The organism is Streptomyces zhaozhouensis (assembly GCF_900230195.1).
Classification (GTDB): domain Bacteria; phylum Actinomycetota; class Actinomycetes; order Streptomycetales; family Streptomycetaceae; genus Streptomyces; species Streptomyces zhaozhouensis.
In genome coordinates this window covers 181155-191072 of sequence record NZ_OCNE01000009.1, presented here as the reverse complement: position 1 = coordinate 191072, position 9918 = coordinate 181155, and the positions used below count along the sequence as shown (strand labels likewise).

Sequence of the window (9918 nt, the reverse complement as noted above, 5' to 3'; positions counted from 1 at the left end):
TTCCCCCGGTCGTCGCGGGAAACTCCGCCGGTTTCCCGGCCGGTTCGCTCCCCGTCATCGAATGCCCTCCCCATGTCCTCCCCCATGCCCTTCCCCTCCACGGGCCGCCGTTTCCTGAACGAGTGTGGACACCCACTCGCCGGCGCGATGTAGCCGTTTACACACCCGGCACAACATTTCCGGACGGCGCCCCGCCCTCCGCTTTCCCACCCCGGGAGCGTGGTGGCTCCGCCGCCGGACCCTCAGTTCAGTTCCCCGCGTTCCGCCAGCAGCCGCAGCAGGTGCGGGTTGGTGACGATCAGCCGTCTCGGCCCGGTGCGGACGACGTCCTGGTCCCGCAGGAGCCGCAGCGACTTGGCGACCGCCTCCCGTCCGGTGCCGATCGCCGCCGCCAGGTCGTGCTGGGGCAGCGGGAGGTCCACGACCGTTCCCTCCTCCACCTCGCGTCCCGTCCTCTCCACCAGTTCCAGCAGCCTTATGGCCAGGCGTCGCAGCACCGTTCCCGAGGCGAGTTCCCTGCGTTCCTGGTCCGAGCTGCGCAGCCGCGAACTGAGCTGGCGCATCACCAGCCCCGCGGCGACCGGGCGTTGGAAGAGGAACCCGCGGAACCGGTCGCCGGTGAGCACCGTGGCGTTCAGCTCCCCGAGCGCCGTCACGGTGGCGCTGCGCGGGCGGTGGTCGACGGCGGCCAGCTCTCCCACCAGGTCGCCGGCACCGCGCAGCGCGAGGATCAGCCGGGCGCCCCGGTCGGTGTTCACCTCGGCGACCGACCAGCCGTCGAGGATCACCAGGACGAAGGTGCTGTGATCGCCCTCCCGGATCATGGCCTCGCCTCGGGCGAAGGTGCGGGGGGTGCCGAGATTGATCAGATCCGCGCGGTCCCCCGGCGACAGGGCGTCAAGGAAGGCGTGCCCCTGCCCGAACAGACTCATGAGAATTCCCGAGGTGAACGACCTGCGGGAACCTGCGCTTTGACAAGGCGACCGTCACTGGATTCCCCCGTTGCGATCTTCCGTGCGTGTGCGAGGAGACGAGAGTAGAGCTGAAAACCACGGTGCCGCAAGGCGGTTCACCCCATCCGTATCTTTGTGCGCTTCATGAATCAGAGACTCTCAGGAATGCGATATTCCTATGGGATATTCAGTCGCGCTGGCCTCTCTGGGTATGCCTCGCACGGACGTTCCCCCAACTCCCCGTGCCACACCTGTTTCCCCGGCCGGCGAGGGCGGAGGAAACAGGGGAACGACGGATAGGTTGTGGCAAATGCCGCGGAACGGTGCGGCGGAGTCGCGGCGTTCGGGTGCGCCGCGTGGGAGAGAGGCGGCGCGCGATGGCGAGGAGCGACCGGGAGATCGCCGAGGAGCTGCGGCGACGGCTCGGCTCCGGGGACTGGGCGGCGGGGCGGCCGCTGCCGCCCGTCGAGGAGTTGGCGCGGGAGTGCGGCGGCACGGACGCCGACGTCGCCTCGGCGCTGGCCGCGTTGACGGCCGAGGGGCGTCTCGTCCCGGACGGGCGAGGGGGCGTGCTCGCCCGCGCCCCGCGCCGGGCGGTGGTCCGCTCCAACGAGCGCCACCAGTGGGAGAAGGACCGCGCCCGGCGCGACCACCGGGTCCGCGCGGGCACCGGAGTGACCGAGCGCGACACCGGGCTGCCCACGGACGAACTGGTCTTCACCGCGACCTATCACGAGGCCGTCGCGAACGGGGAGTTGGCGCGTGCCTTCGACGTCCCGGCCGGCACGGCGCTGGTGGAACGCGTCTACCGCACCCGCCGCGCGGGTGAGTCGGCGCCGTTCAACCTGACCAGTTCGTTCCTGGTCAGCGAACTGGTCGCGGCCAATCCCGCGCTGCTCGACGAGACCCGCGAACCCTGGCCCGGCGGCACGCAGCACCAACTGGCGACCGTAGGTGTCGAGTTGAGCCGCATCGAAGAGGAGGTCACCGGTGTCGGGCCGGCCTTCCGCGCCGAGGCCGCGGAGTTGGACCTGCCGCCCGGCGCCCCCGTGATCCGCCTCACCGCCCGCTCGGTCGCCGTCGACGACCGCACCGTCGAACTCTCCCGCATCACCCTTCCCGCCGACCGCACCCGCCTCCGCTTCGTGACGCGCCTGACGCGGTGGTAGGGACGCCCGTGCCGGTATGACCGGTCCGCGCCGTGTCACCCCGTCGGGGGAACGACGGCGGTGCCGTTCTCGCCGCCCGGCCAACGGGCGGGCGCCGCCGCCGGCTTGGCGCCGGGTGGTCGTCGAGTCGGCGCGCTCCGGCATGGGTTGACGGTATGTCGGGGCACGCGCACGCGCCCGCCGACGCGCAGGGCCGACGGGCGTGTGCGAGACGGGAGTTGGGTGGTCAGGTGACCAGTCCGTGGATGCGGTACTGCATCACCCGGTAGTTCTGGGGGTCGTACCACTGGCTCACGGCGATGTGCAGGTCATCGAAGGTCGAGCCGGGGAAGACCCAACCGCCGTACGGGTGTGCCACCACGTTGTCGTGGTCCTGCCCCGGGGCGGTGGGCAGGATCATCGGCTGTTCCGGCGTGACGGTCAGGTCGGAGGTGGGCAGGTCGAAGATCTGGGCACGGATGTCGAGCGGCTCCATGTTGAGCCAGGTCAGGATGTAGCGGCCCTCCATCGCCCGGAAGCCGATCTCGCCCCGGCGGCGCACGCCGTTGACCGTGGTCGGCTGGTTCCCCCACGCCCAGGCGCCGTTGGCGTACCCCCACGGCTCGTACGCCGCCGGGTCGCCGACCGACTCGTGGCGCACGCGGTGCAGCAGCAGGCCCGAGGGGATGTCGCGGTTGAAGACGGAGGAGAGGACGTAGCAGTAGCCGTCGTCGGCCACCGCGTAGGTCTTCTGCTGGAACTGGCCGCCGTACTGGTCACCCGGCCACTGGCACAGGTACTCCCAGGTCTCGCCGTTGTCCGTGGAGCGCCAGAAGTCCGAGTGGTGCGTCTGGAAGATCACCCCGCGCATCAGGTGCATGTAGAGCGTGTCGCCGATGGCGAAGACGTCGGAGGGGATGGCGGTCGTCCCGCCCTCGTGGCCCTCCGGCACGAGCCCGACGGCCTGCGCCCCGCCGACGGCGCCGTCGACGACCAGCGCGTTCAGGTCCGGGTTGGAGGCGCGAAGCCCCACGGGCGAGCGCCAGTTGGTGTCGTCGCCGACGCCCTCGCCGTCGAAGGTGTCGCCGCACACCAGCAGGATCGTGCCGTCCGGGCACCGCACCGGGATGCCGAGGTCGGTCCAGGGCGCGGCGAACCGGCCGGTCTCGTTCGGCCCCGTGAGGTCCCTGACCTTGGAGCCGCCGACGGCCGCCGGCGCGAGGCCGCCCCCGGGACTGCCGCCCCCGGCGTGGGTGCCGCCGGCGTGGGCGCTCGCCGCGCCGCCCGGGGCGAGGGCGATCCCGCCGGTGCCGAGCGCCAGCCCGAGACCGAGTCCGGTACGGAGCACGTTTCTACGGGCCGGGGACGGGCCTGGGGCGCTGGTCGGGTCCGCGTCTTCCGTGGTCAAGAGGGCCTCCTGTCGAAGCCGTTGGCGGTCGGCACGGCCGAGAGGCGGTGGGTCGCAGCCGACGCGGCCGAACGTTGTGCGGGCTGCGGACGAGCGTAGGGACGCGCCTTTCCGCACGCCAGGGACGTGCGGTGAGGTGATCGTGGGGTGTTGGTGTGGCTTTCCGGCAGTTGGCCGGAACCCGCCCTTCCGTCTCCGCGCCGCCCGCCCGCGCGCCGGAGGCCGATCCGCCGGCCTTCCCGACGCACCTCGGCGGCGTGGTGACCAGGGCGAGCCCCGGACGCGACCCTACGGCTCGATCAGCGGGCGGTAGGCCGCGCGGCGGTCGGAGTCCGAGGGCTCGACATAGACCTCGGACGGCGGGATGCCGACGCCGGTGTAGGTCTCGTAGGTCAGCACCGCCGGGCAGCTCGCGCCGCCGACCGCCAGCGCGCTGTCGGAGACCAACTCGCCGGTCCGCAGCTCGTAGGCCCGCAGCGGCACCCGCAGCTCGTGGAAGGTGACGTCCACGGAGCCGTTGATGCCCAAGTCGGACTCGTAGGGGCAGGTCTCCACCGCGGCGCCCATCTCCGCCGTGCCGAGGCAGACCACCAGCACCGCGTCCTCCGCGCCCTCGGCGCGCCAGGAGTCGGGGAGGCCGGCGCCGGTGCCCTCCTCGTCGTTGAAGAGCAGCGCCGGGTGCGGGCCGCCGCCGTCGTAGGCGGGGGCGCCCCGGTAGGGCGCGGGGTCGTCGCAGTAGTCCGGCTCGCCGCCGTATCCGTCGTCGAGCAGCGCCCGCACCGCCTCCAACTCGATGCCGGTCTCCGCCCGTTCGATCCCCTGCTCCGCCTCACCGGCCAGCTCGTGGTCCGGGTAGCGGTCGACGAGGCCCCGGTACTGGGCGCGCGCCGACTCCCACCGCTCGTCCGAGAGCAGCTCCTCGCCGCAGCCGACCAGCGCGGCGGGCTGGATCTCGGGTACGACGCCGACCGACCGGCCAAGCGCGGTGTCCGGGGCCGCGTCCTCTTCCTCCTCGTCGGTGGCGTCGAGCCAGCCGGCGATCTCGCGCGTCACACAGGCGTCGTCCGTCGGCAGCGCGCCGAGGAAGCCGTCCAACGCCTCCTCCGCCTCGCCGCCGCGCTCGGGGAACCGGGACCACACCACGTCGAGTTGGTCGAACGCCGCCGCCAGCAGCTCGACGTCGCCCCCCGCCAGGGCCGCGTCCAGGCCGTCCCGCGCCTCGGCGAGATACAGCTCGGCACCGCGGTCGCGCGCGCCCTCCCAGAGCGCGCTCGCGTGGTCGGCGTAGTCGGCGAACGTGCCCGCGGCGGCGACCCGTTCTTCGGAGTCGAGCAACCGCTCGGCCTCGACGAGGAGTTCGCACGCCTCGGCCTCGTCGTCCACCCGGGAGGTCAGGGGCGCGTCGTAGAGGCGGTGGAAGAAGCCCAGCGCGTCCGAGCGGGCCAGGGAGCGCTCGCAGTCGCCCTCCCGGTGGGCGGCGGTGGCGTCGCCCTCGATCGCGTGGGCGTCGAACCGGGCTATCGCCACGGAGAGCACCAGCGGCACGGCGGCGGTGAGGGCGAGCAGCCGCTGCCGGCGTATCCCCCTGAGCCAACCGCCCTTGCCGCTCTCGCCCGCCTCCGCCCTCCACGCCCCGCGCGCCGGCCGCCCGCCCGCGAGATACCAGCCGTGTACGGAGACGAACACCCACCAGGCCAGCAGCAGGACCTCGCGCCACCAGGAGGGCGAGGCCGCGAGGAAGCCGACCAGCGCCAACGAGACCAGCGCCGCGCCCAGCGCGAGCCCCGGGCGGCGCAGCAGCGCGTAACCGCCGCCCAGCAGCGAGGCGTTGGCGACGCCGACGGCCAACGGGTCGGCGTCGCCCGGCGGCGGGGAAGAGGGGGAAGTCCCGGGGGTCGGGTCCACTGCGCTCCCTTTCTCGGACGAACCGTGACGGGAACTTCATTGTGGCTCCCCGAAGCCGTGAGGGGTCACCGAATACAAGAACCTGCGAGGACCGTTACCTCCGGCGTCCCGGGGGAGGGCAGGGGAGCGTTTACGCGGCGGCCAGCGCGCCCGCGTAGGCCCGCGCCTCCTCGTGCGCCTTCGCGCGGGAGGCGTCGGCCAGATCGACCAGGTCCGCCATCGCGGGCACCATCCGGGCCAGGGTCAGCTCGGGAACGATCAGCCGCAGGTCGACGCCGAAGGAGTCGGCCAGGATGTGCTTCAGATAGGGCGCGTTGAAGTCCTGCCCGGCGCGCGGGGTGCCCTCGGCGTAGGAACCGCCCCGGCTGGTGACCACGGTGACCGGCTTGCCGGCGACCGACGAGTTCTCGCCGAGGGTGCGGCCCACCACGATGATCTGGTTCAGGTACGCCTGGAGCGTGCTCGGCACGGCGTAGTTGTAGAGGGGCGCGCCGATCACGACGGCGTCGGCCGCCTCGAACTCGCTGGTCAGCTCCTCACGCAGCTCCAGGGCCGCCCGCTGCTCCGGGCTGCGCTCCTCGGCCGGGAGGCTCGCCGCGACGTGTCCCGCGGCCGAGAGGTGCGGAACGGGCGCCGCGTCGAGATCGCGGTACCACACCGTGCCTCCGGGGTGCGCCTCCTCCCACGCCTCACGGAAGGTCCTGGTCACCTCGCGGGAGACCGAGGCGGCGCCGTTGAGGGAGGAGTCGATGTGCAGGAGGGTGGCCATGACGTACTCTCCAAAGAGTAAGGGGATACATTCAAGGAGGCAGCCAGTGTTTGCGAAGCTGCTTACTTTTCTACAGTACACCTCTTTCCGGAGCCCACAAGTAGGGTTGAACTCATGAGCGCTACCAGGGGTGAGGAGCGGTCCGGGGGTGGTGAGTCCGCGTCGGCCGCCTGTCGCGAGCCGGCCCACGCGGTCAACGAGGTCTTCGGCGTGCTGGGCAAGCGTTGGAACGGGCTGCTGATCGCGGCGCTGATGGCGGGCCCGGGACACTTCGCCGAGCTGCGCCGCGTGGTCCCCGGCATCAGCGAACGGATGCTCTCGGACCGCCTCAGCGAGCTGGCCGAGGCCGGACTGGTCGCCAGGGAGGTGCACAACGGGCCGCCGTTGCGCGTCAGTTACCGCCTCACCGAGGCCGGTCAGGGCTTGCGCCCCGCGCTGACGGAGCTGACCCGGTGGGCCGAGACCCATCTGGTGGACGGCGGCCAGTGCCCCCGGATGGGCCCCTGACACGGCGGGTGGGCGCGGAGGCGACGTGTCGCACGCCCGCGTCGGGGACGGTGGCCGGGCGGGCGTTCGGACGGCTTAGGCTGATGCGGTGAGCGACGAGGCGAGGGACGACGCGGCCAGGAACGAAGCGGCGGGCGACGGGACGGCGCCCGCCGGGTCCCCGTCCGACGGGGCCCCGCGCGAGGGGACCACGCCGGACGCTTCGACGCCGGAGGAGGCGGCCCGGGACGGGTCGGCCCAGAGCGGGTCGGAGGCCGACGGCGGCGGGTCGGACGTCGACGGCGGCGGGTCGGACGTCGACGGCGGCGGGCCGGAGGCGGAGGCCGCGACCCAGCGGCTCGCCCAGGCGGTGCGGGCCGCCGAGAACGCGCTGATCGAGTTCGAGATCGCGGTGGAGACCTACCGCATCGAGGTGGAGAACTTCTCCCGGCTGCACGAGCAGCGCCTCGGCCCGCTCTACGCCAGGATCGAGGAGCTGGACGCCCAGCTCGCCGAGGCGGTCGCCGCCCGCACCGGCGACCCCGAAGACCAGCGCCGCGCCCGCGAGGCCAGGGCCGCCGTGACGCCGATGCCGCTGGTCTCCGAACTGTTCTCCGGATGGCTCGACGGCGAGGGGTTCACTCCCGAGGGTTACGCGATGATGACGGACCAGTCCGTCCAGCCGCCGCCCCGGGTACGCCCCAGCGAGGAGGCCCGCAAGCTCTACCGCGAGCTGGCCCGCCGCTGCCACCCGGACCTCTCCACCGACCCCACGGAGCGCGAACGCAGGGACGCGTTCCTCTCCCGCGTCAACCAGGCGTACGCGCGCGGCGACGCCGACGAGCTGCGGGCGCTCACGGAGGAGTGGGAGAACGGCGGCACGCCGGACGGCGAGCCGCTCGCGCCCGGCGCGAGCGAGCTGTACGCGCGCCTGGAGTGGCTGGCCAGCCGCAAGGAGCTGCTGGCGGACGCGGCGGCGGCGCTGGAGGACAGCGCCGTCGGCTCCATGCTGCGGATGGCCGAGGACGACCCGGACGCGCTGCTGGACGAGGTGGCGGAGGGCCTGCGCCGCCAGATCGCCACCAAGGAGGCCGAGCTGGCCAGGCTCACCGGGTGACGGTTCGCGGTCCTGTGGCAGGGTTGACGCCATGAGCTTTGGGGTTCCCGCCGTTGGCGCGGGCGAAGTGCCGGACGAGGGTCTGCTGTTGGACGTGCGCGAACCGGTGGAGTGGGCCGCGGGACACGTCGAGCGCGCCGTTCACGTCCCGCTCGGCCAGGTCGTCGAGCGACTGCCGGAGATCACGGAGCTGGCCGGCGCGGGGCCCGTGCACGTGATCTGCAAGGCCGGAGGCCGCTCCGCGCAGGTGACGGCGTTCCTGCGGCAGCAGGGCGTGGAGGCGTTCAACGTGGACGGCGGGATGCACGCGTGGCAGTCCGCCGGCCGCCCGATGGTCAGCGACGAGGGCGACGCCCCGACGGTGCGCTGACGCCGCGCCGGCGGGGGCCGCGGTCGACTACGCACGTGCGTGGCTCGGGTGGGTCGTCGTCCTGGCCCCGGTGGTGGGTTGCTCGCGCCGTTCCCCGCGCCCCTTCCACGCCGGTGGGCGGTTTGGGGGCGCGGGGAGCTGCGCGAATGCTGGGTGGCGGGGGGCGGACGGCCACGGTGCCGCGCTGTCAAGGCGGGTTGTCGGCGTGGGCCCCGGTGGTGGGTTGCTCGCGCCGTTCCCCGCGCCCCTTCCACGCCGGTGGGTGGTTTTGGGGTGCGGGGAGCTGCGCGGGTGCTGGGTGGCGGGGGGCGGTCGACTACGCACGTGCGTGGTTTGGGTGGGTGGTCGTCCTGGCCTCGGTGGTGGGTTGCTCGCGCCGTTCCCCGCGCCCCTTCCACGCCGGTGGGCGGTTTGGGGGCGCGGGGAGCTGCGCGAATGCTGGGTGGCGGGGGGCGGACGGCCACGGTGCCGCGCTGTCAAGGCGGGTTGTCGGCGTGGGCCCCGGTGGTGGGTTCCCCGTGCCTGGCGTCGCGGTCAGGGCGGCCCGCCCCCAGGGCTACCCGGCGAACGCCGCCGTCACGCGGGTGACCGCCTCGCGCAGCGCATCGTGGCGGCGGCAGAAGGAGAAGCGGACCAGCCACGGCATCGTGTCCACGCCCTGCTGGAACGCGCTGGTCGGGATGGCCACCACCCCGGCCAGTTCCGGCAGCCGGCGGCAGAGCGCGAGCCCCTCCGTGAAGCCCCAGGGCCGCACGTCGGCCTGGAGGAAGTACCCGGCGTCCGCGCGGAGCGGCCTGAGGCCCGCCTCGGTGAGGCCGGCGGCCAGCAGGTCGCGCCCCTCCGTGAGCGTGGTCCGCAGCCCGGCCGCCCAGGTGTCCACCGTTCCCAGCGCGGCGGCGATCGCCTCCTGGTACGGGGTGCCCGAGGCGTACGTCAGCCACTGCTTGACCGACGCGACGGCGGTCACCAGCTCGGCCGGGCCGCTGATCCAGCCGACCTTCCAGCCGGTCACGCTGAACGTCTTCCCGGCCGACGAGACGGTCAGGGTGCGTTCGGCCATCCCCGGCAGGGTCGCGATCGGCACGTGCCGGGCCCCGTCGTAGACCAGGTGCTCGTAGACCTCGTCGGTGAGCACGGTCAGGTCCCGTTCGACGCACAGCTCGGCGATCAGGGTCAGCTCGTCGGGGGTGAAGAGCTTCCCCGTCGGGTTGTGCGGCGAGTTCAGGACGAGCAGGCGGGTGCGCGGGGTGAGGGCGGCGCGCAGCGCGTCCGCGTCGAGCGCGAAGCCGTCGCCGTCGACCGTGAGCGGCACCGGCACGAGGGTGGCGCCGCTCAGCCGGGCGTCCGCCGGGTAGGCGTCGTAGCAGGGGTCGAACGCGACGATCTCGTCGCCCGGCCCGGTCAGCGCGAGCACGGCCGAGGCGAGCGCCTCGGTGGCGCCCGTGGTGACCAGCACCTGGGCCGTCGGGTCCAGCTCTATCCCCCAGTGCCGGCGCTGGTGGTCGGCGACGGCCGCACGCAGCGTCGGGTGGCCGGCGGCCGGCGGGTACTGGTTCCGGCCGGCCAGTACGGCCTCGGCGACTCCGGCGAGCAGCTCGGGCGGCGAGTCCAGGTCGGGCACGCCCTGGCCCAGGTTGACCGCCCCGGTGCGGTGGGCGAGTTCGGTCATCTCAGTGAAGATCGAGGTCTCGTTGGCGCGGCGCATGGGCCCACGATAGGTCTCGGCGCCGCGCGCGCCGCCCGGTCCCGGGTCGGGAGACTC

The 9918-nt window shown here is 73.4% G+C and carries 9 protein-coding genes; 4 read left to right on the top strand and 5 right to left on the bottom strand.

Going from position 1 to position 9918, the window contains the following annotated elements:
• Positions 1–242: 242 nt before the first annotated feature.
• Complete coding sequence (locus CRP51_RS15135; protein WP_097231708.1) at positions 243–932, bottom strand: Crp/Fnr family transcriptional regulator; 690 nt, start codon at positions 930–932, stop codon at positions 243–245.
• A 398-nt stretch (positions 933–1330) separates the two neighbouring features.
• Between CRP51_RS15135 and CRP51_RS15130 the strand changes: the two genes are divergently transcribed.
• Positions 1331–2122 (top strand): GntR family transcriptional regulator, encoded by a 792-nt coding sequence (locus CRP51_RS15130; protein WP_097231707.1) that lies wholly within the window; start codon positions 1331–1333, stop codon positions 2120–2122.
• A gap of 226 nt (positions 2123–2348) precedes the next feature.
• Here CRP51_RS15130 and CRP51_RS15125 read toward each other — a convergent pair whose 3' ends face one another.
• The 3 genes from CRP51_RS15125 to CRP51_RS15115 form a co-directional block, all read right to left on the bottom strand.
• Positions 2349–3509, bottom strand: coding sequence for a DUF4185 domain-containing protein (locus CRP51_RS15125; RefSeq protein WP_170970562.1), 1161 nt, complete (start codon positions 3507–3509; stop codon positions 2349–2351).
• Between the two features lie 288 nt (positions 3510–3797).
• A complete protein-coding gene (locus tag CRP51_RS15120) occupies positions 3798–5414 on the bottom strand; it encodes a hypothetical protein (RefSeq protein WP_097231706.1) in 1617 nt (538 codons plus the stop codon).
• A gap of 130 nt (positions 5415–5544) precedes the next feature.
• Positions 5545–6183, bottom strand: coding sequence for an FMN-dependent NADH-azoreductase (locus CRP51_RS15115; protein ID WP_097231705.1), 639 nt, complete (start codon positions 6181–6183; stop codon positions 5545–5547).
• A 114-nt stretch (positions 6184–6297) separates the two neighbouring features.
• Here CRP51_RS15115 and CRP51_RS15110 point away from each other — a divergent pair, with 114 nt between their 5' ends.
• From CRP51_RS15110 to CRP51_RS15100, 3 genes are all read left to right on the top strand, one after another.
• Positions 6298–6690: a winged helix-turn-helix transcriptional regulator gene (locus CRP51_RS15110; protein WP_097231704.1), complete on the top strand. Its 393-nt coding sequence runs from the start codon at positions 6298–6300 to the stop codon at positions 6688–6690.
• A gap of 88 nt (positions 6691–6778) precedes the next feature.
• Positions 6779–7786, top strand: coding sequence for a J domain-containing protein (locus CRP51_RS15105; RefSeq protein WP_097231703.1), 1008 nt, complete (start codon positions 6779–6781; stop codon positions 7784–7786).
• A gap of 31 nt (positions 7787–7817) precedes the next feature.
• A complete protein-coding gene (locus tag CRP51_RS15100; protein ID WP_097231702.1) occupies positions 7818–8156 on the top strand; it encodes a rhodanese-like domain-containing protein in 339 nt (112 codons plus the stop codon).
• A gap of 556 nt (positions 8157–8712) precedes the next feature.
• Here CRP51_RS15100 and CRP51_RS15095 read toward each other — a convergent pair.
• Positions 8713–9861 carry an aminotransferase class I/II-fold pyridoxal phosphate-dependent enzyme gene (locus CRP51_RS15095; protein ID WP_097231701.1) on the bottom strand — a complete coding sequence of 383 codons (1149 nt, stop codon included), beginning with the start codon at positions 9859–9861 and terminating at the stop codon, positions 8713–8715.
• Positions 9862–9918 lie beyond the last annotated feature (57 nt).